The 26,203-nt window shown below is 53.0% G+C and carries 21 protein-coding genes; 1 reads left to right on the top strand and 20 read right to left on the bottom strand.

Translation table 11 applies throughout. From position 1 onward, the window contains the following. Positions 1-20 precede the first annotated feature (20 nt). Positions 21-1,406 (top strand): sigma-54-dependent Fis family transcriptional regulator, encoded by a 1,386-nt coding sequence (locus tag C4520_11065; protein RJP20689.1) that lies wholly within the window; start codon positions 21-23, stop codon positions 1,404-1,406. Positions 1,407-1,452: 46 nt separating this feature from the next. On the opposite strand, the gene C4520_11060 is transcribed toward C4520_11065, so the two are convergent. From C4520_11060 to C4520_10965, 20 genes are all read right to left on the bottom strand, one after another. Continuing rightward, the gene (locus tag C4520_11060; GenBank protein ID RJP20688.1) at positions 1,453-2,280 is read right to left on the bottom strand and encodes a DUF3473 domain-containing protein; all 828 of its coding nucleotides are present in this window, start codon (positions 2,278-2,280) and stop codon (positions 1,453-1,455) included. Between the two features lie 331 nt (positions 2,281-2,611). Then, a complete protein-coding gene (locus C4520_11055; GenBank protein RJP20687.1) occupies positions 2,612-3,826 on the bottom strand; it encodes a hypothetical protein in 1,215 nt (404 codons plus the stop codon). 369 nt (positions 3,827-4,195) lie between these two features. Beyond that, positions 4,196-5,527 (bottom strand): phenylacetate--CoA ligase family protein, encoded by a 1,332-nt coding sequence (locus C4520_11050; protein ID RJP20686.1) that lies wholly within the window; start codon positions 5,525-5,527, stop codon positions 4,196-4,198. A gap of 31 nt (positions 5,528-5,558) precedes the next feature. After that, positions 5,559-6,893, bottom strand: coding sequence for a phenylacetate--CoA ligase family protein (locus C4520_11045; protein ID RJP20685.1), 1,335 nt, complete (start codon positions 6,891-6,893; stop codon positions 5,559-5,561). A gap of 94 nt (positions 6,894-6,987) precedes the next feature. Further along, positions 6,988-8,037, bottom strand: coding sequence for a glycosyltransferase (locus tag C4520_11040; protein ID RJP20684.1), 1,050 nt, complete (start codon positions 8,035-8,037; stop codon positions 6,988-6,990). A 3-nt stretch (positions 8,038-8,040) separates the two neighbouring features. Beyond that, positions 8,041-9,060, bottom strand: coding sequence for a polysaccharide deacetylase family protein (locus C4520_11035; GenBank protein RJP20683.1), 1,020 nt, complete (start codon positions 9,058-9,060; stop codon positions 8,041-8,043). 35 nt (positions 9,061-9,095) lie between these two features. Next, positions 9,096-10,247 (bottom strand): glycosyltransferase family 1 protein, encoded by a 1,152-nt coding sequence (locus tag C4520_11030; protein RJP20682.1) that lies wholly within the window; start codon positions 10,245-10,247, stop codon positions 9,096-9,098. Continuing rightward, positions 10,213-11,427 (bottom strand): glycosyltransferase family 1 protein, encoded by a 1,215-nt coding sequence (locus C4520_11025; GenBank protein ID RJP20681.1) that lies wholly within the window; start codon positions 11,425-11,427, stop codon positions 10,213-10,215. Before C4520_11025 ends, C4520_11030 begins: the two co-directional genes overlap by 35 nt. A gap of 71 nt (positions 11,428-11,498) precedes the next feature. Then, on the bottom strand, positions 11,499-12,632 hold the full coding sequence (locus C4520_11020; protein ID RJP20680.1) for a glycosyltransferase: 1,134 nt from the start codon (positions 12,630-12,632) through the stop codon (positions 11,499-11,501). Further along, complete coding sequence (locus C4520_11015) at positions 12,629-13,744, bottom strand: glycosyltransferase (protein RJP20679.1); 1,116 nt, start codon at positions 13,742-13,744, stop codon at positions 12,629-12,631. The genes C4520_11020 and C4520_11015 overlap by 4 nt, the downstream gene beginning before the upstream one ends. Beyond that, positions 13,741-14,382, bottom strand: coding sequence for a hypothetical protein (locus C4520_11010; protein RJP20678.1), 642 nt, complete (start codon positions 14,380-14,382; stop codon positions 13,741-13,743). The genes C4520_11015 and C4520_11010 overlap by 4 nt, the downstream gene beginning before the upstream one ends. Beyond that, on the bottom strand, positions 14,324-15,541 hold the full coding sequence (locus tag C4520_11005; GenBank protein ID RJP20677.1) for a hypothetical protein: 1,218 nt from the start codon (positions 15,539-15,541) through the stop codon (positions 14,324-14,326). The genes C4520_11010 and C4520_11005 overlap by 59 nt, the downstream gene beginning before the upstream one ends. Next, on the bottom strand, positions 15,516-16,850 hold the full coding sequence (locus C4520_11000; protein RJP20676.1) for a hypothetical protein: 1,335 nt from the start codon (positions 16,848-16,850) through the stop codon (positions 15,516-15,518). Before C4520_11000 ends, C4520_11005 begins: the two co-directional genes overlap by 26 nt. A gap of 32 nt (positions 16,851-16,882) precedes the next feature. Continuing rightward, positions 16,883-18,100: a glycosyltransferase family 1 protein gene (locus tag C4520_10995; GenBank protein RJP20675.1), complete on the bottom strand. Its 1,218-nt coding sequence runs from the start codon at positions 18,098-18,100 to the stop codon at positions 16,883-16,885. Continuing rightward, positions 18,097-19,653 (bottom strand): flippase, encoded by a 1,557-nt coding sequence (locus C4520_10990; GenBank protein RJP20674.1) that lies wholly within the window; start codon positions 19,651-19,653, stop codon positions 18,097-18,099. The genes C4520_10995 and C4520_10990 overlap by 4 nt, the downstream gene beginning before the upstream one ends. Before the next feature lie 28 nt (positions 19,654-19,681). Then, on the bottom strand, positions 19,682-20,923 hold the full coding sequence (locus C4520_10985) for a hypothetical protein (GenBank protein ID RJP20673.1): 1,242 nt from the start codon (positions 20,921-20,923) through the stop codon (positions 19,682-19,684). Between the two features lie 111 nt (positions 20,924-21,034). Then, positions 21,035-23,101 (bottom strand): FemAB family PEP-CTERM system-associated protein, encoded by a 2,067-nt coding sequence (locus C4520_10980; protein RJP20672.1) that lies wholly within the window; start codon positions 23,099-23,101, stop codon positions 21,035-21,037. Continuing rightward, entirely contained in the window at positions 23,098-23,880 is a 783-nt protein-coding gene (locus C4520_10975; protein RJP20671.1) for an N-acetyltransferase, read from the bottom strand. Before C4520_10975 ends, C4520_10980 begins: the two co-directional genes overlap by 4 nt. Then, entirely contained in the window at positions 23,877-25,058 is a 1,182-nt protein-coding gene (locus C4520_10970; GenBank protein ID RJP20670.1) for a radical SAM protein, read from the bottom strand. The genes C4520_10975 and C4520_10970 overlap by 4 nt, the downstream gene beginning before the upstream one ends. Continuing rightward, complete coding sequence (locus tag C4520_10965; protein RJP20669.1) at positions 25,000-26,172, bottom strand: GNAT family N-acetyltransferase; 1,173 nt, start codon at positions 26,170-26,172, stop codon at positions 25,000-25,002. The genes C4520_10970 and C4520_10965 overlap by 59 nt, the downstream gene beginning before the upstream one ends. Between the last annotated feature and the right edge of the window lie 31 nt (positions 26,173-26,203).

Raw genomic sequence — 26,203 nt, 5'->3', positions numbered from 1 at the left:
GGGCGGAGCTATCAGCATACATGCGGCTCAAGAGGAAGAACGCGCAGATTTTTATTGTCGACGATGACCCGCTCATCCGGTATTCTTTAAGGGAACTCCTTGTTCGCGAAGGATTCGCCGTTCAGGCATTCGAGGACGGGGAGACGGCGCTCAACTTCCTGGAGAAGCAGTCGTGCGACCTGATTTTCGCCGACATTAACATGCCGGGTCTGAATGGTTATGACTTGCTGAAAAGCGTCAAGGAACATTATGGAGAAACTGCGGTCATCTTGATCACCGCGTACGGCTCAATACAAGGCGCGGTGAACGGGATAAAATTGGGCGCCTTCGAGTACGTGACGAAGCCCCTCAACGACGAAGAAGTGAAACTGTGTATTGATCGAGCGCTGGAACAGAAGAGCCTGAGGCTCGAAAACCTGGAACTGAAGAAGCAACTGAGCGAAAAATTCGGGTTCAGGAACCTGGTAGGCAACGACCACCAGATGCAGAAAATCTTCCAGCTTATCTCCATTGTCGCCGATACCGAGGCAACTATCCTGATTGCGGGCGCCAGCGGCACCGGCAAGTCCAGTATCGCGAGGGCTATTCATTATCATTCCCGGCGAAAGAATCAGCCTCTTGTTGAAGTGAGCTGTGGAGCATTGTCGGAGAATCTGCTGGAAAGCGAGTTGTTCGGCCACGTGAAGGGGGCTTTCACAAGTGCGGTCGCCGATAAGATTGGGAAGATCGAGAAAGCCGGGGAAGGCACTATTTTCCTCGACGAGATCGACACGCTTACTCTGGGATTGCAGGTGAAATTGTTGCGATTCCTGCAGGATAAGAAATTCGAAAAAGTCGGCAGCGCCGAAACGATCCAAAGCAACGTTCGTGTTATCGCGGCCGCAAACCGGGATTTGGATCAGTGTGTGGCGAAAGGAGAATTCCGCGAAGACTTGTTCTACCGGTTGAACGTAGTCAAAATTATCCTGCCACCGCTGTCGGAACGTCTCGGAGATGTGCCGGCGCTCGTCGAATATTTTCTCGACAAGTACAATCGTCTGAATTCGCGACACATCAAGGGAATTACGCCCGAGGTGATGAAACGGCTGCTTTCTCATTCTTGGCCCGGAAACGTGAGAGAACTGGAAAACACGATTGAACGGGCGGTAATACTATGTGCGGGCGATCAGATCACGCCGGAATTTCTGCCCGATCAGATTCGCACCACCAGCCGGATGGATTCAGCCAACAGGATGGTGCCGCTCCATCTTGCGGTCGAGGACGCGGAGAAACGCGCCATCGCAAAATCACTGCAGCATTTTAAGGGGAATCGCAATAAAACAGCCGAGTTTCTGGAAATCAACCGGACGACCTTATATCAGAAGATGAAGAAATACGGCTTGCTCGAGTTGACCTTCAAGGTGTAGCACTCTCACCCCCTCTGAAAAGTATCCACAGCAGGCGCTTCTGTCCTTAGAGCGAAAGCACGTTTCTCACTGAAGTAAACCGGGCGCCTGCCAAGAGGCGGCGAAGCTTCCTTTCGGTCGTCTCAATGTTGACGTAGTGCCGAAACCTCTGCAGGGGGGGGAGGGGGAAGCGTGGCTGACTTGCGTCGATTTCCCAGGGATGCAGGTAGATCACTGCCGGATGACCGACCGAATTGAAGCGCAGGATTGCCCAGCGGGACAGCCATAATGGAGCGAGGCGGAAATAACCGCCGCCGCCCAGGGGGATGTTGGTTCCCAGCACCTTTGCGGTCAACGGTGGGACCTCCAGTATGGAGGCTCCATTGCGAAGCTGGACGCGCGTGATGTATTGTGTCCAATCCGGAATGCCGTAGCGGTCGTGGCGAACGGGGAAGACACTCGAATCATAAAGAAAACCTTCCTCCACCAGCGCATCAAGGGCCCAGAAAGTATTGCGGGTTACAGAGAAGGTTGGCGCCCGGTACCCTAATATCCCCTCGCCGGTAATATCTTCAAGAATTGATTTCGCCTTATGGATGTCGTCACGGAATTCGCCCGGCGTCTGTCCGGTTACCATCTGATGCGCATAGCCGTGACTGGCGACCTCATGTCCTTGTCCGTGAATGCGGCGGACGACTTGAGGAGCACGGTCAGCAATCCATCCGAGGACGAAAAAAGTGCATCTTATTTGCTCTTCCTCAAGAATTGCCAACAGGCGGTCGACATTCGCCTCCACGCGCAGAGCAAATTGCTCCCAGGATTCGAACTTGACCAGGGATTTGAAGCTCTCCACCTGAAAGTAATCTTCAACGTCGATTGTCAGTGCGTTTCTCATAGGGCGACCAGTACACATTACTCTAACATCGGCACACCTGAAAGGAAAATGGCAATGGAGACTCTGAAGGTGGAGACCCCGCAGTCCAAGCCGAGCAAAGCTATCGTTAGGGGCAAATCGAAGACGGATTCCCGCTCCTTCGATACGCGCGGGATGGGTTTCGCAGAATGGCAAAGCATTCGGTTGCGGTCGACCTGCTTTTGATCAAGTACGGGCACCGGAAAATTATCTCCGACAATAGACATTTTCAGATTCAAATGTGGCGCAAGGAGCGGATAAGAAGAGGGTGCAGCAAGAGCTGCACCCTCGGTGCCAGAAAGGTATCCTGAGTCTATTCTATCGCTATGCTGGCCGGAGGATTCGGCGGCTGCTTGTCCAGGATGATTGTGTCGGTTATCGGCGCCGACCAATTGCCGGCGACGTCCTTGAATTTCACGTAGACCGTTCTGACTTGTTCGGTGCCGGCCGGAATATCAGTAAGATCCCATGCCTTCGTTGTCTTGTAGGGCTCAGCCAAACTCCAGAGCGTTCCATTGTTGCTGAACTGCATCTCAGCGCCGGCGCCCATTCCGCTGTCGCTGTCTGAGGCGCTCAGGGCGAGAGTTACTGACGCAGTTCCCGTGCGCTCCGTCATCCCGTTCGGTCCGCTTATCTGTATCGTTCCAGTAGGCGGGGTGCTATCCTCCGAAGAACCGCCGATGGGACCGGGCCAGCGGTCATCCCTGACTTCGATGAGCGCCACATCCCACCCGTCGTTGAGGGTACTCTCATCATACGTGCACATCCAGAGATTTCCGTGATACTCGTTGGTCCAGCTGAAGCCCTGGTCGTACAAGTCGCCCAGCCATTTTCCGTAATTAGAGCCGCCCGTGCACAGAAATTTGTCGGTGATGTCGACGCCGTCGAGCCGCATGTACCAACGTTCCCGGCTGGAGTCGATTCTATGCACATTGATCTCGTAGCAATACCACCGTTCGGCTTCCATCGTGATATTGGCTTTATAAACCTGGTCGACTGCATTTATGCCGACTCCGATGACCCACCTGGAACCGACGCCAGGCAATTCACCCGGTCTCCCTTCGAAACGCAGATAATGCTTGGTGTCCCTGTTATCGGAATTGTCAACCCCCTGAAACCAGTGATTGCTGTTATGCAGATTGTCTACCCAACTCTGGTGAACGCGGAAGTATACTCGGACGTACAGGTCGTTCGGGTCGTGGAAAATATCTGAACCATTGATAAACCAGTTCATGTAGTACGGATTGCCCCAGCCGCCGCCGCCCACCGTAACCATGTTAAGGAAATTCTGGCCGTCCGGTCCACCCGATGATACGTATGGATTTTGCAGGGGTGGCGTGTTGTAACCGGAAGTCCATTTGCCGCCATCATTGATTGCGGTTGACGAAGAGCCTGTCGCGGTGTTCCAACTACTGGAAAAAAGAATTCCTCCTTCTGCGATTCCGCTGGTGCACGTGAGCGCGATCGCAATCACACCCGCCGCCCCAGCAAACACCTTTAGCACTCGTTCGCACATGTTGCTCCCCATAATGCTTCCCTCTCGGTTTAGCCTTCTCCAATGGAAATTCAAGGTGGGGACGGCAATGAGTCTATCATATGGTTTCGATAAAATGCAAGCAGCGAGCATAGTCCTAGCATAAGTTGCTTCTTAATAGGCGGATTAACAGTGCCGGCCCCTAAAGCGACGGGCTATAATCGAGTTATCCCTCAAGTAATATAAGCGTTTGCCGCCAATCTTCTCCTCAATTACCAGTCGGTGAACTGCATGTAAAAAAGTGATCAGCGAATCCTAAAATTGTTCACATTAGCTTCAATAGTACTAATTGAGCATTGCGGTCACGCGCGAGGAAAGCGGACGGATAATGCGTAAGGCCGCTTCAAAAAAGAAATAGGACAACTAGAGCTGTGTACCTATTTGCGAGACAAAGTACAAAACCTTTCCGTTCTTCTCAGGGGGAATGTGTGCAACTTTTCGGAACCGAATGAAAAACTCCTTGCCGAAATACTTGTGGAGGCGCTTGCGGAAAATGCGCTCGAGTCCGTCCGTATACGTGTGGTCCGGGACGAATTCGACGATAAGTTCGCGCAAGTTGAGTTGGATGACGCGGAACTGAAGGATTCCCTGTTTCAGGATGTAGGCAAGCAGCGCTGCATGTACCCGGGTACCGTCGGGCCGCAGAATGAAGCTATGGTCGCGTCCGCACGAGAGTTGGACAAGCGGAAGCGGCCTGCCACACGTGCACCTTTCGGCGCGCGGTGCGCCAAGATCACCGGTCCGATACCGGATAAAGGGAATGGATCGACTATGCAGTTCCGTGACGGCTATTTCCGCGAGACAGCCGGGGGAGGCAGGTTTGCCGTTGTTGAGGAACTCGAGGATCACATTTCCGCAAAGCGCGTGCATCTGTCCTCTCTCGCACTCGAATGCCAAAATGCCATTTTCACTGTTCCCGTACTCGCTGATGACCGGGCAGCCGAATGCGTCGGTGAGGAATGAGCGGTGGTTTTCGAGCAGGGGTTCACTCGTGCAGATGATGGCTTTTAGGGAGAGGGCTCTGCCGTTCAGGCTCATATCGTTGAGATATCGGGCGAACAGGACTGCGGCATTGGGATAGCAGTAGATGAAGGCCGGCCGAAACCGTTCCAGTGCGGAGAAAAATGTGCGTGAGGTCTCGCGGGTGATTCCGAAGGCCGAAAGTCGCCGACGATTGAGCAAAAGGTCTTTTACCCCTTGCGCCATTCGCTGGCGGGGGCGAAGGGCGCGGCCCCAGATTCTCGCCTGTCTGTCTCCGATTTCGATGCCGTACCAGGAATATACTGCATGCATTGCGGCATCCATCTGGAGCAGGGAGGGACGATCCTTGCAGAAGCGAAAGGGGAGACCGGTCGACCCGCTTGTGCTGCGCCAGAAGGGAGTGTATTTGCTATCTCGAAAGAGACTGATGTCCTCTCGTATGTCCGCCTTCGAGACGATGGGAAGGCGCGCGAGGATATCAAACGGATCTTTTGTGCGGAGATCGGGTTGTTTGCGGACGATTTCCCGATAGAAGGGAACATTTGAGAATACATGATCGAGAAGCTCCTTCAAGGCCCCTTCCTGATACTTTTCCAATTCAGACTCGGGTTGGCGTTCGATGTCGGCATGAAAGCGTAGCGCAACTTTCAAGTCCCCGCCAAGCGCCCTTTGAATGGGCAAATATATGGCATGTCTTGCGATCACGGGATTCATATGGGCTCCTTAATACTCTTAGTGAGACTTTTCAATTCCGTGTCTCCCGCAGCCGGGAAACAAAATAAGAAACCTTGCCGCTTTGTTCCGGTTGGATTGCTTCCCGTTTCTTAAAGGTGATGTTCATACCGGCGCCGCAGTATTCGAGCAGCTTGTTTCGGTAGTTTTCTTCCAGACCCTTTGAATAATTGTGATCGGGCACCACTTCAACGCTAAGACTGGTGAGGGCCTCCTGCACCACCCGAAACTGAAGCACACCTTCATGAAAAATATAGGCGAGAAGAGCATCATGAACTTTGCGTCCGTCCGGGCAGGCAATGACGCTGGACCCCCGGGTAGGGGAAAGCTTTATAACAGGAAATGTCCGTCCACAGGGACATGGCTCAGTTGTCAGACTGCCAAAGTCCTCGGTCTGGTATCGGATGAAAGGAATGGAGCGGCTATGTAGTTCCGTAACGACGATCTGTCCCTCTATGCCCGGAGGAGCCGGTTTATCTTTATGACGAACCTCGAGGATCACATTGCCGGAAAGAACATGCATGTTCCCGCGCTCGCACTCGATTCCAAGAATCCCGTTTTCACTGTTCCCGTATTCATTGATTATGGAACAGGCAAATACATCCGTGAGAATATTGCGATGAAGTTCAAGTAGTGGTTCACTTGTGCAAATAATGGCTTTTAGAGAAAGCGAGCGTGCATTGAGTCGCATCTGTCGAAGGTGGCGGGCGAAAAGCACGGCCGCATTCGGATAACAGTAAAGAAACGCCGGTCGCAATTTGTCGAGCACAGCAAAGAAGAAACGGGAAGACTCAGATGTAATTTCAAAGGCCGATAATCGCCGGCGGTTGAGCAGCAGATCCTTGATGTCTTGAAGGAATTTCTGCTTTCGGTTCAGCCGCCTGCCCCAAATACGCGCCTGTCTGTCACCGATTTGTATGTCATGCCAGCTATATGCGGCATGCATTGCGGCGTCCATATGCAGCAGCGCCAGGCGATCTTTGCAAAAGCGAAAAGGAAAGCCCGTCGAACCGCTTGTGGAGCGCCACGATACTTTGTGGCCATCGGCGATAAACGATCGAAGATCGCTTCGGAGGCGGACTTTGGAGGTGATCGGAAAGTGCTGGATGATTTCCAGCGGGCTCCCTCCTTTCACATCAAGGCGCCTCATCCCCAAGTCCCGATAAAAGGGTATGTTTTTTATGGCATGATCGATGAGTCTTTTCAGGGCTTTCTCCTGATATGCTCTCAATCGATCGTGGGGCAGACGCTCGAGAGCCGTCTGGCGTTCAATGGCTGTCTCAAGATTCCCCCCGAGAGCCTTGCGGACGGGCAGATAGATGGCATGGCGCGCGATAGTCGGGTGCATGTCTCCTGTCCTCCTTGCTTTTACCAGATGTCTCGGATGTTCATCTTCAGCGAGAAGCTGGAGATGCTACCCCCTTTTCGAAAAAAGACTTTCCTCATTTCAGTATTTCTGATTTAGCGCTTCGTCTTCTCCCGAAGACCCGAAACACTGCTGCAATGTGACGGCAATAGATTTCGGACAGCGAGATGGATCGGCCGAGATAGTAGACGGCATGCAGGACTGCAAGATGAAAGAAGCTGGTTAACGACCGTCTTTGGATAGTACGGTAAGCGGTCGAAACAAGAACTACCATTATTGCTCCGCTGAGTCCGCAAATCAGAAGAATTGGATTTCCGGCGAGCAGAGAGAGGATTATTCCTGCCGCCATCCCAAAGAGGGAAACCAGAAACAGGTTGGTCAGCACAAAGGTGCGATCCTTCCAATCGTGCGAATTCATACAAGCGGCCAGGCCTTTCCCGTACCAGATTTCCTTGCGGAGGAATTTCCGCAGGGACTTCGGATTTCCAAGATGGACGTTTCTGATTGCGCCATCCGAAATGATCTGAAATCCCTCTTTGCGAAGCCGTAGGCAGAGGTCGCTGTCCTCGCCCGTCTCAAGGTGGGGATCGAAGCCGCCCACTTTTTGAAACACTGATTGCCGCACCGCCATGTTTCCCGCCGGCAGGAATGTGACGGCGCGAGCGCCTGAGTCCAAATGCAGATAAAACCAATGCCGTTCGATCCAGCAAGGAGAGGCGCCGAGCGCATATCCGCACCCGGCTGCGCCGACCGCCTCGTTCTTGAGATGGCGAAGCGCGTTAATGAGCCAGTCGGCAGCGATGACGCAATCGGAATCGACGAAGGCAAAAACTTCTCCGCGCGCCTGCTTGGCCGCCACATTTCGCATCTCGGAGACGAAAATGTCGGAGCGAACGATTACTGTTGCGCCCGCCTTGGCAGCTATGTCTCTCGTTTCGTCCTTTGAGCCATTATCGATCACGATAAGCTCGATTTTTTCTGCCGGATATTCGAGGGCGCGAATCGATTGCAGGCAGGGCCCGATCGTGGCCCGGGAATTATATGCGGGAACAATGATCGATACAACGGGAAGGTCCTCTTGCGTTCCTCCGTAATTGCTTTTCATTTGTGCGGATTGTTCGAACATTATTTAATACCTTCGCCTGGTGAGAAGATTCCGGCATCTCTTTATATATTGATAACAATTGGAAATCCTTATTGAGAATTGAATCTCCGAGAAACCGTTTTGGCCGGTATCCTGCGGATCAAAGATGTGGATGCGCCTGATGCGATAGGGAGAAGTGGTCGCACCGTTGACCCCATTAAGGCAGGTGAAGGCGGAACGGTAACCTGAATCCTTGACGAGGGATTCTGTTGCGTCGTCAAATTCACCGTTCGGATATGCAAAATGGAGGACGGGCCGGCGAAGCTTTTCCTCGATAATTTCCCTCGATCGAACAACCTCTTCCGTGCGCACCTTGTCGTCCTCGCGGGGCAATATCACATGCGACAGCGTGTGCGACCCCACTGTGACAAGGCCCGACTCGATCATTTCTTCGAGTTCATGCCAATAGGAGATGGGGCGTTCCGTTCTGATGTGGTTGCGCCTCAGTCCCGGCATCGCTTCAAGTTGTGCCAGTATTTGCTCAATACGAGCGAGCGGCTTGTCTTTCAGGGAGATGGTTGCGAGATTCGCGAATTCGGCCGGAGTTGAATGGGCGTTCGCCTTGATCGGTAGCATTTCCTTTAGGAGATCCAGGTTCGGATTGGATGATTCAATGGAAGAAAGAAGTCGCGCCAAGCGTTCCGGCCAGAAATCCTGCCCCGTTTCTATATGATTCACGGCCACAAAAAGAGTGGCGGGAATGGCGAATTCTTTGAGAATGGGAAAGGCATACAAATAGTTGTCACGCCAGCCGTCATCAAATGTGACCGCACACGAAGGCTGACTGAACCCCTTGCCGGAATGGAGCGCGCGAGCCAGTTCATCCGCAGTCACAACACGGTAGTTCTTCCGTATGTACATCATATGGCGCCGGAACGACTCCGCCGGCACCAGCAGCGAACGCTGCGTTAGTTGTCCCGAGAGAAGGTCCGCCGGCAAAACGCGATGGTAACTCAGAACTTTACAGGTGAATCTGCCCACTGTATTCCTCCTCTCCGGCAGCATATCTCGATCCTTTTTCTTCGCGTAAGCTCGGTTTATTAGACAATTTCCTTACAGTACCGATGAATAGAGCGTGCGAACTGTTCCCAGGTATAGTCGGTTGTGACTTTGCTGTATCCTCTCTCGCCCATTTGCCGCATCAACTTCGGATTTTCCAGCAGGATAATCAGCTTTTCCGCAAGACCTTTGTGATCGTCGGGTCGGACCAGAAATCCGCACTCTCCGTCGCCGATGATTTCCGGCATCGCACAGATGTTTGTCCCCACGCACGGCAGCCTATATGCCATTGCCTCAAGAAAGACGAGTCCAAACGGCTCAAACCTGGAAGGCAGCGCGAAAACCGATGCCGACTGATAGAGCTCCTCAATTTCATCCTCGCGCTCCCGCGGGATCAGGCCTTTGACGATGACACCATCCTGTGAGACGGGTGGTGAGCAGCCGAGGATGATCAGTTTTGCCCTCTTCAGCATCTCTCGCACGCGCCGAAAAGCCCGAAGGAGAACCGGCCCACCTTTTCGTTCGAAGTTCCGACCGACAAAGAGGATGGTTCGTTCATCATACCGCTTCTGGAAGTCGGTGGGGATATCAAAATTGACACCGGGCTTGGCCACTTTGGTCTTACCTTCCGGCACTTGAAAATCGCGGACCATCGAGTTTCGCACCCACTCGGAGAAGGTGACCACCCGCGAAGCGCGATTGTATACCTCCTTCTCGAGAGCTATCGCCCGCCGGAGCGTCTCTCCCCGATAATGCGAGCCCTGGGCATAGGGACCGCCGCTACTGCCAAGGATGACATTGCTGTCATGATATGTGAGCAACGGTTTATGATCATTTCGGCGGCCGGGCATCCACATGGCGCCATCCTGCAGGATCACATCGTATGAGTTGTCCAGTTCGTGCAATTGTTCTTCCGCAAGCCGCGTTCGAGCCATGAAAATGACCGGGTTCTCATAGAATCGGCGCGCCCAGCGCTTGCGGTCGGGGTGAAAGGAGCGGAGCGCCAGCGATATGCGCCGCAATCCGGCGGGTTCAACGTCGATGACTTTGACAACGGTGGCTCGACGCCTGAATTCCTTGTAGAAGCGGAAGTTAACGCCGGCTCGACTCAGCGGGTCTTCCTCGCGGCCCTGAATAAGTCCAACGACCCGGAGTGCCTTATTTTCTCTTGCGGGAGATTCCGATATTTTCATACAGTTGTACCATTTTCAAGGATGTTTCGCCGGAAGAGGGAGGAAGATGCTTTTGCGTGAGATGGCCTTTTTCGCCGGCACGATGCTTCAGAATTTCAGAGTGCAGGCAATCCGCCAGGGTTTCGCAATTGAGGTTTTCAAGCAGGACAGCTGTGTGGTCGTTCACAACTTCGGGAATGCCTCCCACCGCAGGCGCCACCACGCGAATTCCCAATGCCACTGCTTCGAGTAACCCCATCGGAACACCCTCATGATCCGACGTCATCACAAAGACATCGAAGGTAGACATTACGTCATAGATATCCGTACGGAAGCCGAGGAATCGAACTCGCTTCTCGATTCCAAGAAGCTGCGCCTGTCTCTTCAGTTGACTCAGCAATGGACCGTCGCCCGCAATCAGCAGCAGGACTTCTTTATGCTTTTGCTGAAGAAATCGCATCGTCTGAAGGAGGATATCAAGTCTCTTGATTGGTACGAGCCTGCAGGCAACTCCAATTACATAATCATCTCCCACAATGCCAAGCAGATTCTTCATTTGCTCGCGTGAAACCGTCGGTTTCACTTTCTCCGGGTCAATTCCGTTATGGATGCAGATCAGTTTTCTCGCCCATTTCCTCTGCTTAAGGCGATCTTTCATATCGTTGGAGACGACGACTATTTTTTCGGTCAGAAAGAGCGAGCAGCAATTTTGCAGTATTTGATAGCACTTCGCCCGAACACCGGCCAATCCGGAGTACGGTTCCGGCATGCCGTGCAGCGTCCTGACCACCTTCACCCTCTTGCGCAACAGCAGGCTGGCGATGCAGCCGAAAATCTGTTCCTTATGGCCGTGACAATGAATGATGTCGATCCCGTGATTGTCAACATAGCGATGAATTTCGGAAAGAATTTCGAGGGAGGAAAGTCTATCCTCGGGGAGGCAGAGCACCGGCATCCCAATGGATGTCAGCTGGTTCGTCAGCTTTCCGGGATTGAATGTGATCGCAGAAAACAACATGGTCTCGGTCTTGATGAGATCAGACAGGAGATGGTATGCCTGGCAGGCAGCTCCGGCCCACAGATCGCCCGAGATAATGTGGCAGACGTGCCCTGAAGGCTGTCGGTGCGATGCAGAGGATTCCTGGCGCGTGGAATCCGCAAACCCGTCTGCTGCCCCAGAGAAAGAGATTGGTTCATCCATAAGATAGCCCCACTTGACGGTTAAGCGTCTTTTCCGGACATTGAGAGGGAGCAACAAATGGTTTTTTGTCGCTATCTCTTTGAAGGCTCCCAGTAGACGATTCTTTCGCCTCGGAGAAACTTGAGCCAGGCAACGATGATTCCGATATTGCTGATCAGCCCGTACCGGAAAAGCGCCATCGGGCCGATCCGGGAGATTCTCCTGTTCAAGAAGGCCGCAAGTGCGAGGGCGTATGCAACGCACTGTGCGAGGAACGCCAGCCGAAAGAGGGCGCTATCGAATGCCCCGGCGGCGCTGGTAATAAGCATGAGGAACAGAAACAAAGGAACCAGCCATCTCAGCAGCTTATGGCTGATGAGTTGGAATGAAAAGAGACCGAACTGCAACGGGTTCAACAAGTCCGCGTTTGTCATCAAGGTGGTTATTCCGCGAAGGACAGTTCGTATTTTTCGGCGCAACTCATTATGCGGCGCCGCAAGCTCACGATAGTATCCGATGGCTTGCGGGTCGGCCACCCCGCGGTAGCCCAGCCGGACCGCGTTCAGGAGAGTTTGAAAGTCACTCTGCGTATCTGTCCGGATTCCCGCGCAAATGTTCGTGCGCGCGGCAAAAAATGAGCCGCTGAGACCCACGACTGAGTGTGCGCCGGTTTCCAATTTCCGCAGAAGCATTTCATACCGGACATAGATTCCTTCGCCGGAGACCGCGCGGCCGGGAGCCAGAAATACATCCCGGCTACTGACACAGCCGACTGTAGGGTCTGCGAAGTTCGATGTGATGCGGCTGATTCCGCCGATCTCTAACTCCGTGCCGACATCCGAAAAGACGATTACATCTCCTGTAGCTTTGCCCACCGCGTATTTCTGCGCATATTCTTTTCCGCCGCGGCGGTCGGGCCGGATGAGGGTGACTCCACGCTCGGCATAAGCGCCAACAATTGAATCGGTGGCATCCGTCGAGAAATCGGAGGCCACGAGGATCTGCAACCGCTCGTGCGGAAAATCCTGATTCAGCGTATTCTCGAGTTTGTCTCGAATTTTGCTTTCTTCGTTATGAGCCGTAATGATAACCGTGACTTTCCCCGGGAAAGGGTTCCGGATAATGGGACGCCGCCGCAGATTGTAGAGGAGGAGCATGCACACGGGATAAAGGAACACCGGATAGAGTAGCAGAAAGAATGAGATGAAAAAGATTTCATCGATCATTGTTTTACCCGACCGTTATGAACCAAGGCTTCGTACAGGTGTTCGTAATTGCGAAGCATTATCTCGCGACTGAAAACCGCTGCGGCGCGGGTTCTGCCGTTTTCGCCCATCCTCCGGGCGACGCTATCATTGCCCAGCAGGTAGCACACTTTTTCAGCTAAGGCCTTTGCATTACGCGGCTGAACGAGAAACCCCGTCTCTCCCTCGACGACTATCTCGTGATTCCCGCCCACATCGGTTACCACGACCGGCCTGGCGGCCGCCATCGCTTCCAGGATGGACAGCGAAAGACCCTCCGAAAGCGAGGAGAGCACGAACACGTCCATCAGCCGAAGCAGGCGGGGCACGTCCGGGCGGAACCCGAGAAACTTCAGCGAGCCCGAAAGGTTAAGATGGCGCGCCTGCATTTCAAGTTCCGCCTGAAGCTTCCCGCGACCGCAGATGATAAAGTTCGCCAAGGGGAATTTCTGCTTCACAAGGCTCATTGCTTCGAGAAAAAAAGGATAACCCTTGACCGGGTAGAGATTTCCCACCATGCCGACCAGGGGGGTTCCCGCGGGGAGATTTAATTCATGCCGCAGGTCGTCGAGCCTTTCATTGTCGCCATAGACGTCGATATCTATTCCGTTGTAGATTGTGCGAATTCGATCCCGTGATATTCCGACCTCGTTGTGAAATCTTGCGGCGACCTGGTTCGAGACGGCCACCATGCATCCGCGGGATGCGACGAGCCGGCACGCCAGCCGGCGGCGCAGCTTTTCGGCCGCATAGGGGGTTTGTCCGTGGACGGTGGCAATGCTCGGGATCCCAGCCGCTGCGGCGGCCGCAGTACCGTAGAAGTTCATGAAAAACTCGTGGGAATGCACGAGGTCGATGTGCAGTTGTTTGATGAGTTTTCTGAGACCGGCGACAAAACGCACATCGTAGGTGCGCGGGACCGTGAGAAAAGAGAGAACACACTTTTGCTCGAGCTGCCTGTGCATCCAACTGTTCTCACGAATGCATGCAACGGAATCGAACCGTTTTGGATCGAGTCCGCGCACGAGGCTTACGAGGACGGTTTCGGCCCCGCCGGGGCCGGAAGTGTCGAAGAGATGAGCGATCCGGATCATACGTGCCGTTCTCCAAATGCCTGGAGCGCGATCATCAGCGCGTTTCCATTCTCCACCAGGATGCGGAAACAATCTTGAAATGTTTCCGGACCTTTTTCGAAGGGGTCTGGGACCGTGACGGAAAGAGGGCGGTCCTCCAGAGCCCGGAGCAGCAGAAACTTTCTCCTCCATTTAAAATATCTCAGGAAAAACTCGATGTGATGAATCGGCTCCATGCCGACTACCAAGGCAGCTTCTTGAACGTCCATCACTGTAATTGCTTTTCCCCTGTGAGACGTCAGATCAATTCCGTAGTCCGCCGCGCAAAGAAGAGCATCGGGTGGAGCCAGGCTTCCGTCGCGGGTGCGAAGACCAGCCGATAGGAATGTGAAACGATCCTGCGGATAGACAATCGTCCTCAGATAGTTCGCGAGAAACGCGCTCCTGCACACGTTGCCCCTGCATATAATGATGATAATGCCGGAAGCAGGAGCGAGTTTTTTGCGGACGACGGCACTTGGCGTCTGCCTTCGCGCGCGGTAGTAAAAGGCATAGGTCCGGTCCAGGATGGCGTTCCAATGCTTCCATCCTCGAACCTTTTCAAGATTGCTGAGTAGTTTCGATGCCCAAAGGACTTGCATTATCGTTTGTTCGATCATGAGACAACTGGTTCAGATATGACCGCAACTCGAAGAGGAACGGGCGCATGTCAGACCTGTCAAGAGTATCGTAGCCGGTATGGCGCCTGCCGAATGCCGATAAGAACTGCATTACTGTTCGTGGCCGCGAGGGAAACAGTGGCGGCAGCGAGAGTGACTTATCCGGTTTGAGACAGCGCAGCAGCATGTTGTCGAGGTCGCCCAACAGCCACCTCCAACGTATATACGGCTTGTAGAAAACTTGCGGCCGCTGTTCGGCGCCATTCGAAATGGAATTCACCAGCAGGGTCGGAAAATCAATGCCCGCGTCAATCGCAAGCTGCAGGGACCCCCAGAATCTGCCATTAATTTCCATGAGCATCGGGAGATTCGTGCGGCGGTCCAGTTTGAATTCGACCATGGCGATGCCCGACCAAGCCAGGGAATTGAGGAGTTTGAGCGAAAATTCTCTGATGTCGGAACGAAGAGGAGTGCTCTCACTATAGACGCTTACGCCGCCGGCCGGCGGTTTTTCGCGTATGCGCCGGTGACTGAATTCAGCCAGCGGTTTTCCCTGATGAAGCAGAACAAAATATCCCATTCCGGTTCCGAAGATCCTTTCCTGGACGAGAAATGAGTGTCGATGGAGGTAGTCCTTTGCGGCAAGCAGCCGCCGGAGTTCTTCCCGGCTGGAGACACAGGAAACGCCCCCATGCACGAGCCGGTCAGCTTCGACAAAGAGAGAACGGGCCGACTTGACGATAACCGGAAAGCTGGAGATTTGCGAATAGATGTCTCCCGGCCGTACAGGCTGATCACAGTAAATCGTCCTCGGGATCGGGACACCACACTTCTGGGCCAATGGGAAGAGGAATCGTTTGTCGGACGCCTGCAGGGCGATCTGCAGCGGTGGATACGGTATGGAGACGCCGTTGAAGAGCGTTTCCTGATGCGTCAATATTGGAATGAGGGAAACATCAGCTGCCGGAATGAGACAGGCTATATTGCGCCGCATCACTTCACGCGACAATTGTTGCGCCGCCGCCTTGATGCTCCGGAAGGGGGAATCATAGGTAAAGGATTCGGCGCAATATTTCGAGGCGCCCGCAAGACTCGTCCGCGTTTCGGCGCCAACGGCAATCCAATGTCCGCTTTTACCGAGCGAACGGGTGATTGCCAATGCGGCGCGCGTATTGCCATCTGTTATCGCTACTCTCATGATATGCTCGCTTGGGGCTTTCTGTTTCGTCCGCCAACTGATGCAGGCGCTCCTTCAGAAGCCTATTGGTTGCCACGGTGAAACCAATGATCAACCAGAAGTGCCCGTAGTAGAGAACCGAGAGGAATGCTCCGGAGACGAGATAGGCAAGGACAGCTCCCGTGAAACCGAATCCGAAAGCCTCCAGTCTGCCGGTCTCTTCGTCTTTCTTGTCTGGCGGAAGGCGCTTTCTGATTGTCTTATTCAGTCGGCGTGATTCCATTTGACTGACCCACGTCAGTCCCAGGATCAAGAAGGTTCCCATCATGCCGAGTTCCGGCAGCATGGTAAAATAGATCGAGTGCGAGGGACGTCCGGCATGAGAACGACCGGCAAAGCCATCGGGCGGCTCGTAATAGCGCAGGTTCCAGTTGAAGTTTCCGGGGCCGACGCCGATCAAGGGATGATCCTGAAACATCTCGAATCCGCGTCTCCACAAGTACGCCCGCTGCGAACCTGTTCCCACGTTCAAGCCTTCCTCTTGGATGGTGCTCATCTCAGTCCAATACTTGTCGGGAATAAAGGAAACAACCAGGAGCGAGCCGACGAGTGCGGCCGCTATCCCGGTCTTCAGTTTCGAGTCTGTTTTCCACCAGCAGTACAGAAGAGGCGGGAGCATTCCCAGAAAACCGCCCCTGGACATTGAGGAGACGGTTCCGAGGATCAACACTGCCACGCCCGAATAGTAAAAAAGTTTCGCCCTCTTCGAGCGAGCGGCCTGACCGCTGAAAAAAGCCAGCGGGATCATCATGTTCAGGAAGAGCGCAAAATCATTTTCATCGCCGAGAAAACCTGATTCGGGGATGCGGCCTCCCTGCGCAATCCCCGCAATGCTGCAAAGGATGGCGACAGCGATCCACAGCGTCAGTACGAGGCCGAGTTTGTGGAACGTGTGGAGGTGGCCGATAATCGCCAAGAAAACAACGAATTGCAGAGTCATGCTTCTGGTTATCTGATACGCCCAATAGTTGTTGGTTGCAAACGGCACGTGCGCCGCCATCAGGCAGAGCAGCAGAAAAAAGTAAACAGTTTCTCTCTTCTTGAAACGCTCAAAGTCACACGAAAACAGCGAGAGAATGATAATGGACTGCACAATCATCGGAATATGCAGTGGCGCAAGCCCGGCAATAAAACTCTGTGGCCGAACGTACTCAAAAAACATGTAAAGGATTATGAGAAACAAACCGATATTGCTGGTTTCTTTCCGGCGTCCCATGGTTGATTTCATCATTCCGCACCTATCCCTTTGGCTGATCGGACAATTCAGTCACCATTGAGGATGCTTTTGTAGAGATTCTGTATGGCTTCTATATGCTGGCGCACGTCAAACAGCTGTTTAACCCTCTGGATGGCGCTACGCCCAAGCTGCTCGGCCTCATGGGGATTTTTTAGCAAAAAATCTATATGAGCGGCGAGTTGCTCGTCGTTGCCGGCCGCGAATAAAAGCCCTGATTCTCGGTCCTCCACAATTTCGGGAACGGCGCCAAGGTTTGTTCCAATGACGGGCTTGCCCAGACTCATCGCCTCGATCAACACGCGTCCGAAGGGCTCCGGCAGAATTGATGTGTGAACAATCACGTCCGACGCATTCATCCAGTCCGCATTTTCCTTTTTGAATCCAGCGAAGTGAAAGGAATTTTTCAATTCCAGCACATCCGCAAGTCGCTTGAGTTCCTTGGCGTAGCCCTCTTCTATAATTTCACCGAAGAGGACGCATTTAAGATTCTTGTGCCTTTCCTTCAGCCGTGCGCAGGCTCGCAAGAGAACTTCCTGTCCCTTCCATTTCTGGATGTTTCCGAAGAGCGATACTACATAATCAGAATCCTGGAGCCCGAACTCCGCGCGCAGTTCGTGTGAATTCCGATTCGGCCGGAACGTTTGACAGTCGACGGCGTTGTAAATGCGAACTACCTTTCGGGCGTCGACTCCACGGGCCAGAACATTCTGCTTGATGCAGTCGGAGATACAGATTACCTTTACCGGATAGTTCCGAAGCGGTGAGGACAGACTTCCGCTGACGCCTCTCACGTGCTGCACCAAGGGTACTCCAGCCAGCATGGCGGCAAGGCTCCAATAGGTATCGAATGAATTATTCAAGTGCAGCAAGTCGATCTTTTCGCGTTTAAGGAGATGATAATATTTCCTGATCACGGTCGCCCCAAGAAGGATATCGTTATAGAACATGCGTGAGCTGCAGTACACGAAATTGGCGGGTTTCCCGATAGGCGTCGGCCAGTTGCAGAACTTCGTATTCCATCCCTGCCGCGCCCCGAGCCCCGCAAAATAAGAGGCGCTGGGTCCCTCCCAGATGAGCACCTTGCAAACATTCTCGAATTCCGGACGGAGCGCAACATCGGAATTTAAGACAACCATCTTCTCGTATTTCGTGGGGTCCAGATTTTTGATAATGAGCAGCAGGCTATGGTGGGACCCTCCCACTTTTCCATTCAAGCTGCTCTCATGAAAAAGAATCCGTTTCATACCTGTACACGCGGCTTTATCTTGTGTGGGAAAACAATGCTTTGACCCGTTTGGACGATAGCGGAAATGTCGGACCCATTTATGAACAGAGAGTCCTTGGCCCTGATTCCTGATTGGCGCAGGAAAAAGAAAAGGAGAAGAATACTGGTGGACGAATAGGAAATGCTGGTGGCAAGAGCGGCGCCCGCAATTCCCATCCGAGGAATGAGCATGAGGTTAAGGCCGACGTTGATAAGTAAACCAAACAATCCGGCGAAAACTGTCAATTCCTGCCGGTTCCTGCTTGTAAAATTGCGCGTGAGGATCTTATAGAGACACATGGTGATGGTTCCGGGCATCAACAGGTAGAGTGCGCTGGTCGCCGGCAGAAATTCTTGGCCGTAAAGCAGCCTTATGAGAAATCTTCCGAACACGATGATTCCGGCAGCCGGCAGTATGGTTACGAAGAGGGTGTTGCGACAGGTTTGCGCGGTAAAAAGATGGGCATCTTTTTCATTGAGCGAGGCGACCTTTGGGTACATCACATGCCCTACAACGTCGGGAATGTAGAAGATCAATGATACGAGCGCGACCGCAATACTGTAATAGCCGATATCGCCTGGGGTGAGAAAGAGGGCCAGGATATATATATCTATTTTGTAATGAAGGACTCCGGTAAGACTTTGAGCATGTGATTTCAACCCAAACTTGATACTGGAGTACATGCTTCTCAAATCGGGGATCCGGCGGATTGGCTGCCTCCAGAAGCCGACAAGGAAAAAGGCGGCGGATTTGAGCACGAAATAAAGTAAGTACGCCAGTACCACTCCCATCAGTCCGAGATCGAATATGTAGAGAACTGCGACGACAACAAAAGTATCAACGAATCTTAGGGCAAGATTTATCGCTGATAGAAGCTTGAACTGTTCGAATGCCACCAGTAGAGAACTGCCGAAGGTGTCAAACAGAAAAAAAGGAACCAGCAGCAGTATGATGTAGAAGTAGATGTCCGGAAGCTCCGAGAGGAACGTTGAGCAAAGGTAAGGTTTCAGCAGGAGGAGAGTGGCCACAGTGAAGCCGCTGATCAAAATCGTAAACGCCATCGTGTTGCCGCGAATGACGGCGGGATCCATTTGGTGCGTTTGCTTTCGCAGGAAATACACATTGGCCTCGGCAACGCCGAGATGGACGAGGCAAAAGACGAGGGCGGGAAGCGTCGTTATTAACGCGTAGGAACCTTTTCCTGTCGGCCCGAGGCTTCTGGCGACCAGGATACCCGTTGCCATTCCAACAACGGTGGAAATTGCTTTCACAGTGAACACAATGAAGACATTTGAGGAGAAGGTGTCCAATCGCCGGTGTGCAAGAAGGAGCGGTGGGATCCTCGAAACGACACCGTGAGCCATCCTGTCCATGCCTCGCATCGCTGAATCTGCATCCGGGGTTATGGTCATACGCCTCCTCGTCCGACAGTTGACGCCTTGAGTGGCCGCAAAGGAAAGACGGCGCCAATCGATTTCCCTGCGCGCAACAACGGCAACCCGCCGCCTCCTGCAGGGAGAGGGCGGAGCCATTCAATCGCATTGGTTGCTTCTGATTTCCTCATACCGCATTCGTCAAGGGTGAAAGTTCTTTTGCACTCGGCGTGGCATGTTCCTCGAATACTTCCAGGATAATCCGCATATCGCTGCAGGAAACAGCACGGTGCGTCGGCAGCGTTATCAGAAGTTTCGCAAGGGCCTCTCCATTGGGACAATCCCTCTTGCAGCTTTCCGACATCTGAAGCTGTGGGATGTGCGGAATGGCCGCAGGATAGCCCATGGTCGCTCCCATCCCCATGCGAGTCAAACGTCTGTAGATGGTTTCCCGTTCAATGCCATCATGGGCAAGGACGGGGAATCGGGGATAGGCGGCGGAGGCGCCAATCGGTTCGTCCAGAGCATGGAAACCGCACGCCATAAGTTTCCTGCGATACCTGCCGCCAATTTTTCTTCGGGATTCCGTTAAGTCTCTAAGTACGGCCGGCAATCTTTCTGCGAATCCCGCGTTAAAGGCGGGCAGGCGCGCAATGGGAAAATCCGTGGAATAAAGAGTCGTGCCGATTTTCAGGAAAGGGAGACTGTAAGGCAGCCAGTAGAGGAACGGGCGCGAAAACAGATAGATAAAGAAAGCTGTCATAGCTGCCTTGATATTTTCATTCAATCGAGCGGCCGGCAGGCGCGATATCCTTCGGGCCAGCGCCCACGCTATGCGTTCGTCAGCAGTGATGATTAAGCCCGCGGAAACCAGGTACACGTTCTTGCCGCGCCCGGCGCTGAAAAAGGCGACGTCGCCCAGGCAACCTACCGGCTTACCTCTCATAGTGGCGCCCATGGCTTGCGCGCAGTCCTCCAGCACGAATGAACCATGAGTGCGCGCGACAGCCATTAGCGCGTCGACATCCGACGGAATACCGAAAAGATGATTGGCGATGATGCAGAGGGTTTTCTCGTTCACGAGGGGCTGAAGCTTTCTCGTGTCATAGTCCGCACTATCTTTTCCGACATCACACACGACAACCTTCAAACCGGCCCTCACGACTGATGCCGGTACCGAGAAGCAGGTATAAGAAGGGACGATAACTTCGTCTCTGCCGGTAATATCCGACAGCGCCCGGAGTATAACCGTCAGAGCCGCCCGGCCGGAGCAAAGCAAAAATGCGTATTTGGCCTGAAAGATGTCCTTCAGCGAATTTTCCAATTTCACCAGCACGTTCGAGGGCCAAGTCAGGCCTCTCGTGGCGCTGATCAGGGCGCGTAAAGTTACTTCAGCACCCGAAGGTGGTAAAATCCGCCTGATTTTCATGGTCCCTCTTTTTCCCGACCGCCTATAGATCCGGCTAAAACAAAGAGAATCGAATTTTGAATGGCTGCTCGATCGGCGGTCTCCTCCTTCCTCGCGATACAGAAATCTCGGCTATGCAAGTTTTTGTATTATCCGTGGGCCGAGTTTTTCGGTTACGGTGAGCGGGAGGTTTTTCCACACTCGGACCGGAAGACTGTATTTCGAGTTGGTCATGCTCAAATTCGGCAGTGTCTCGCCCGGCGCCAGCCAGTACTGCCAATAGAGTTGCACAGGAATTGCTCCCCACTGCATCTTGAACTGATATGTGCCGTCGCCGGGAGTGGATCGACCGAAATTGAACGAGGCAAAGCCTCTCTCACAGGCATATGATAAGACGGCCCAATAAAGCAGCATGTTCGGACACATCGCGTTGTACTGGCGTAATGACGATGCCCAGGGAATGCAGAGGACGTCTCCCGAGGCGATAGTAAAGCCCGCCGCAACGGGCTTGTGGTTAAGGCGGACACAGAAGACGCGTACCGCTTCCGGAAAATATTCACAGATGTTCTGAAAGAAGGACCTGCAATGTGAGGGAGAACCGAGATCACGCATGTTCCGTGCATAGACAGAAAAGAAGTCATCGATGAGATCCTGTTCTCCGGATACCACCGACAGGCCCGCCTTCCCAGCCTTCCTTATCTGATTGCGAACCTTTGCCTTCAGCGTGTGCCACAGCCGGTCCGGGTCGTCCGGCAACTGAAGCACCAAAGAAGCTTTTGATTGTTTAGAGGGCAGGAGCATTTCTTCCCGGGCGTAGCGGAACTCGATATAGCGGGCGTTTGCGCGCCGGCCGAACTCGATCGCACATAACAACAAGGATTTGCGCGCCTCTTGGCCGTCGGCACAGATACCCGCATGGTCGAAATAGGGAAGTGAGACAAAGAAATTTCCGAAAAGAAGGCTTTTCTTTGAAATCAGGGGAAGTACCCCCACGACCGCTCTTTCAGCCCTGGCAATCAAGTAGAGGCACGTGTTCGCATAGGATTTTTCGAAGACGTGCTTCCATGCATACCGGTGGAAAACGCTTCCGCTCTCGGACTGATCCACGAAGAGGTCCCATTCCTCCTTTTGTTCGTCATCACAGAGCGATGAAACCACGGTCGAAGTGGCGGGAGGAGCGGAAGCGGTGTAAGTCCTGCCGTTTGATCCAGGATGGAGGAGGTTCTCAAAGCCTGACACTTCCTTAGTGAAGGAAACGATATCGGCACTTGCAACAATTCGATCAAGCTCATGCGGATCGGAATCGAGATTATTGAAACCGAAGTTACAGGTGACGGCGAAGCGATAGCCGTTCTTTCGCAACGCTTCCTTATCGCACTGCCTGAAATCCCCTTGCATCCCATTTGGATAGGAAAAAGCGATTACGTCCTCGTTCAACTCGGTTTCGATTCGCCTTTTCGACTGCTCGACTTCTGCCTCCGCCTGTTTCGGATCGATGTGGGCCAGGATTTCATGATTCATTGTGTGGGAGCCGACCTCGAGACCTTCTCTGGCCGCCTCTCGTATCTGCTCCCATGAAGCCGCTTGATAGTCGAAACTGGGTAATTCAGGAATGCTTATGTTCAGGCCGGTGGAAACATCTTCAAGAAAGCGCTTCCGTAGTTCGGTCGACAGTTCCTTATAAGTCCTGTGAAGACGACTGCGCGCAGCCGCCTTGTCCTCCATGGTTGTGAGCCGGATGGATTCTCCGGTGACCGGCAGAAAAAGGGATTCCCGCTCGGTATGCTGAACGGCGTAGTTTATGATGTCCGGCCACAGCCATATCTCTCCATCCACAAAGCGAGTTGTGACAAAAAAAGTTGCAGTGCATCCATATTTCTTCAGCAACGGCAGGGCCACCTCGAAAAAGTCGCGATAGCCATCGTCTACAGTGAGTATTATGGGGTTATTGACTGAGATAATGCCTTGCAGGATCGCGTCGAGTTGCCGGAATGAGATAGGTGTGAAGCGCGACCTGATGTATTTCAAGTGGCTCTCAAAGAGGGCTGCCGGCAGGGCGCCATATTTCCGGGACTGCGCGAAACGGTGGTAGCAGAGTATCGGAATCGTGTTCCTGCGGAAGAACCGGCCGATTTCGAAGATACCGGTCCTGCAAGCGGCTTCGGCTCCAAACTTTTTCCATTTATTTTGAGCATTCATGGGTTCCGATCGTTCCTTTTTGTCAACGGTCTGCCGGCCTTGACGCTTTGTTGCTGGCTCGTCGATTCCTCCAGGCTCATCCGATAACCGCCACTATTGAAGGATCCCAGTCGAAGCGGGAGACTCTTTGGGCGGTTGAACAGGAATTCCCTTCCGAGCACCCGAAAATACCGTGCTTCGCCAACGGGTTCAAAACCGGCGTTGAGTGTCATTCTTATAGAGGCGACGTTCCATGCGGGAATCTGCGCCCAAACAGTGTGGAAACCAGCTTCCTTAAGGAAAGCTGCGGTTGCCGAAAGGATGGCGGCTCCGAGGCCTTTGCACCGATACGAAGGCTCAACGAACCCGTCGTAGAATATGGCGGTGGCGGGCGCCAGATGAACGGCCTGTTTATAATCAAACACGTAGACGTTGGAGATGCCGACTTTCAAATATGCCGTGATGGCGCCGTCGACAAGAAAGCAAGGAAACTTATGCCCATTGAAGGCCGCAACTTCCAGTTCGGATTCGCTGAACATCCACGGAAAGGACACATGCCTGTTTCGGAAATATTCTGTGGCCTGCTCGAGATCCATGAAATCGAATTGCGCTGCAACACGCGGCTTTATCAGTGGCAAGCAATTCCGCAACTCCAACCGGTACCAGGTGGAGCTGTTAGTGAGGAAAGCTTTCCGGATCGCGCTTGAGCAGACGAATGTGCCGGTATCCAACAGGCCATTCTCGCTGTACTCTTCCCGCAATCTGAGGTAGTAGTATTTTGCTCTTCCTGAAAGACTCATAGGTCTGAAATCGCAAGTAGTTTTCGTTGTGCCGCCCGCAAGCGAACCGTGTAGATTCTTTCCAACCTGTCGGAGAAGGAATGACTGCGCTGGACGCTCGGAATGCAGTGCCGGCACATGGGAAGTCCTTTCTCACGCAAGTGCCGATGAAAGCTCTCGTGCTTCTTGCTCCACCAGATCTTTTTGAAATCCTCCTCAAAGAGGTTCCCGAGCTTATATGTATGGAAGAAGGGACAGGCAACCACGTTTCCGCCGGGATCGACAACAACTTCACATCGCTCGGTGTAGCATTTATGTCTTGGGACCGACCCGGTAATAAGGTCGTCTTCGGAGAGACAGTCAATATTGACGCTGCTGACGGTGAAACCGGTAGACGTATGTTTGCGGTGAATCGCGCGTAGCTTCTTTTTAAGAATGACTGCCTGTGCGGGAGATATGAGCACCGATTCTCCGTCTCTGAGAAAATAGGGTGTTGGACTGAAGCCATCTACCATTGAGGAGGCGACATCCTCCTTCGTCATCTCGCCAACATATTCAAAATCGACTTCGTCAAAGCCCGAAGTCGATGCGAACTGAGCGATTTTCTCGAGGGAATCGACATTGTATTTGGAAACGGTCGTGTTACAAATCAGTCGCGGCCACGACCGGTTTCTTCGACTTTTTACGAGCGCCTTAATTGCCCTTTGCACTGATGCAAAAGCATTGCCGATTCCGCGGATACTATCGTGGGTTTCCCGGATCCCATCGGTCGACAGGTACAAGTAATCGACACCCGCGTCAATCAGCATCTCGGCCGTCTCCTCATCGAGGAGCCGGGAATTCGTCGGAATATGGACTGTTGCATTTTTTTTCTTCAGGCGCCAGATAAGAGGAAACAATGCATCTTTCCTTAAGAAAACATCGCCGCCGAACAGTTCGAAAACTGTGACACCCGCATCGGTCAGTGTATCAGCCGCCCGTACCCACTCGGCCGGCGTCAGCTCGCGCTTGGCCTCCCATTGAAGCAGCCACATCTTGCACGTGCGGCAGCGGGAAGTGCAGCGGTATGTCAAAAACAGTACCGCCAGCTTGGGTTCTCCGCGAGAATAGCTCACTTCACGCCGAACGGCATTTGCCACTTCACCTGCTATGGATGGAGTGAATCTTTCGAGCATCTCTCTGGACAGTGACTTTTTCATTGTTTTGCTCCCTATCAAATGCCCAGGTTTTGGCCTTTTTTGCTATTGGCACTATCTTGGATTCCAGAAAGAAGAGCTGTCGTGAATAACTCCTGGAATTGAAGATGAGAATCTCCCTGTGCTCGATTATGTCCGTCGCCCAATGCATCAGATAATCATAGGTGCGCCCGCACGAGTTGCAGCCTCTGATAAGAGGATCATCGAAAAGCCTTTTCATGATAAGGAATTCGAGCAGCGATCCGGGAGAAAGAACATGGTAGAAGTCATCGAAATCTGCGCGAATAGGATAAATGATTCCTTTGTGCTTGAGATGGTATTCAAAGGCTACAACCTTTCCGTTTCTTCTCATCAGCCACACGTCCACTTTCTCCAGCGGGGCCAGTGCGGCCGTGATCTCGCGATAGAAGTTTTCAACATGGACGTCATCGGGAATGGATCGTTTCAGTTGTGCTTTCCAACTCCTCCTCGAGACATCAAAGATTTCCTCCAACGCTTCGGGAGTGATGTCCGCTCCAGTCAACCGCTCCATGCTAAGCAGGCCGTCCTGATTCATTCGATTCAGCTTATTCCTCATCACCTTTCGAAATTTCTTTGACCGACTGGCATAATACTCATCCCAGTCGGCGGTGGTCTCCACGTATGGCGACTGAAAAGTGTCCACGTGCACATGTCGAAGGTTATTCTTGTCCAGGAGAAGAGGGAAATCAGTATCGCACAGACATTTTTGATAGACTTTCTCGAGTCGCAGGATATCCCACCGGTTGCGCCCGTCATGGAGATATCGCAGGAAGTGTTCGAGCCCTTCCGTTTGAGATTTCTCGAAGAGCAGACCGCCTTCTGGTGTGTGACCGTTCAATGGGAAACTGAGCACCCTCACGGGAAACCCCCGGAATTGCTTCCGCCTGAGCATCAGCGGCAAAATTCCCGCAAGCCGCCCCCTCTTCCTGAACAGCAAAATCCACAGTTGTGCGTTTTCCCGAAATGCCTTCCACCAGCAAACCAGCCATTCATGTGTGTGGCTGATATGACTTTCATCGCACCGGTCAACAAAGGAATTCCACTCCTCGCGAAGCGACTCGAACTGTGAAAAGTCGGAAATGTGTTCTACATACATGAAAAACCTTTCTTTACCTTACACATCCTCG

The organism is Candidatus Abyssobacteria bacterium SURF_5 (genome assembly GCA_003598085.1).
Lineage (GTDB): Bacteria > Abyssobacteria > SURF-5 > SURF-5 > SURF-5 > SURF-5.
Note: the sequence above shows the minus strand (reverse complement) of the source record. Positions and strands in the feature narration are given on the sequence as shown.

Bases quoted from the DNA above. Each gene is read 5' to 3' on its own strand.
- C4520_11055 (RJP20687.1), bottom strand. From the start codon at position 3,826: ATGGGGAGCAACATGTGCGAACGAGTGCTAAAGGTGTTTGCTGGGGCG.
- C4520_11015 (RJP20679.1), bottom strand. From the start codon at position 13,744: ATGATCCGGATCGCTCATCTCTTCGACACTTCCGGCCCCGGCGGGGCC.
- C4520_11035 (RJP20683.1), bottom strand. From the start codon at position 9,060: ATGCTGCCGGAGAGGAGGAATACAGTGGGCAGATTCACCTGTAAAGTT.
- C4520_11020 (RJP20680.1), bottom strand. From the start codon at position 12,632: ATGATCGATGAAATCTTTTTCATCTCATTCTTTCTGCTACTCTATCCG.
- C4520_11025 (RJP20681.1), bottom strand. From the start codon at position 11,427: ATGGATGAACCAATCTCTTTCTCTGGGGCAGCAGACGGGTTTGCGGAT.
- C4520_10990 (RJP20674.1), bottom strand. From the start codon at position 19,653: ATGGCTCCGCCCTCTCCCTGCAGGAGGCGGCGGGTTGCCGTTGTTGCG.
- C4520_10985 (RJP20673.1), bottom strand. From the start codon at position 20,923: ATGAAAATCAGGCGGATTTTACCACCTTCGGGTGCTGAAGTAACTTTA.
- C4520_10965 (RJP20669.1), bottom strand. From the start codon at position 26,172: ATGTATGTAGAACACATTTCCGACTTTTCACAGTTCGAGTCGCTTCGC.
- C4520_11060 (RJP20688.1), bottom strand. From the start codon at position 2,280: ATGAGAAACGCACTGACAATCGACGTTGAAGATTACTTTCAGGTGGAG.
- C4520_10995 (RJP20675.1), bottom strand. From the start codon at position 18,100: ATGAAACGGATTCTTTTTCATGAGAGCAGCTTGAATGGAAAAGTGGGA.
- C4520_11065 (RJP20689.1), top strand. From the start codon at position 21: ATGCGGCTCAAGAGGAAGAACGCGCAGATTTTTATTGTCGACGATGAC.
- C4520_10980 (RJP20672.1), bottom strand. From the start codon at position 23,101: ATGAATGCTCAAAATAAATGGAAAAAGTTTGGAGCCGAAGCCGCTTGC.
- C4520_11010 (RJP20678.1), bottom strand. From the start codon at position 14,382: ATGATCGAACAAACGATAATGCAAGTCCTTTGGGCATCGAAACTACTC.
- C4520_11050 (RJP20686.1), bottom strand. From the start codon at position 5,527: ATGAATCCCGTGATCGCAAGACATGCCATATATTTGCCCATTCAAAGG.
- C4520_11040 (RJP20684.1), bottom strand. From the start codon at position 8,037: ATGTTCGAACAATCCGCACAAATGAAAAGCAATTACGGAGGAACGCAA.
- C4520_11030 (RJP20682.1), bottom strand. From the start codon at position 10,247: ATGAAAATATCGGAATCTCCCGCAAGAGAAAATAAGGCACTCCGGGTC.
- C4520_11045 (RJP20685.1), bottom strand. From the start codon at position 6,893: ATGCACCCGACTATCGCGCGCCATGCCATCTATCTGCCCGTCCGCAAG.
- C4520_11000 (RJP20676.1), bottom strand. From the start codon at position 16,850: ATGATGAAATCAACCATGGGACGCCGGAAAGAAACCAGCAATATCGGT.
- C4520_10970 (RJP20670.1), bottom strand. From the start codon at position 25,058: ATGAAAAAGTCACTGTCCAGAGAGATGCTCGAAAGATTCACTCCATCC.
- C4520_10975 (RJP20671.1), bottom strand. From the start codon at position 23,880: ATGAGTCTTTCAGGAAGAGCAAAATACTACTACCTCAGATTGCGGGAA.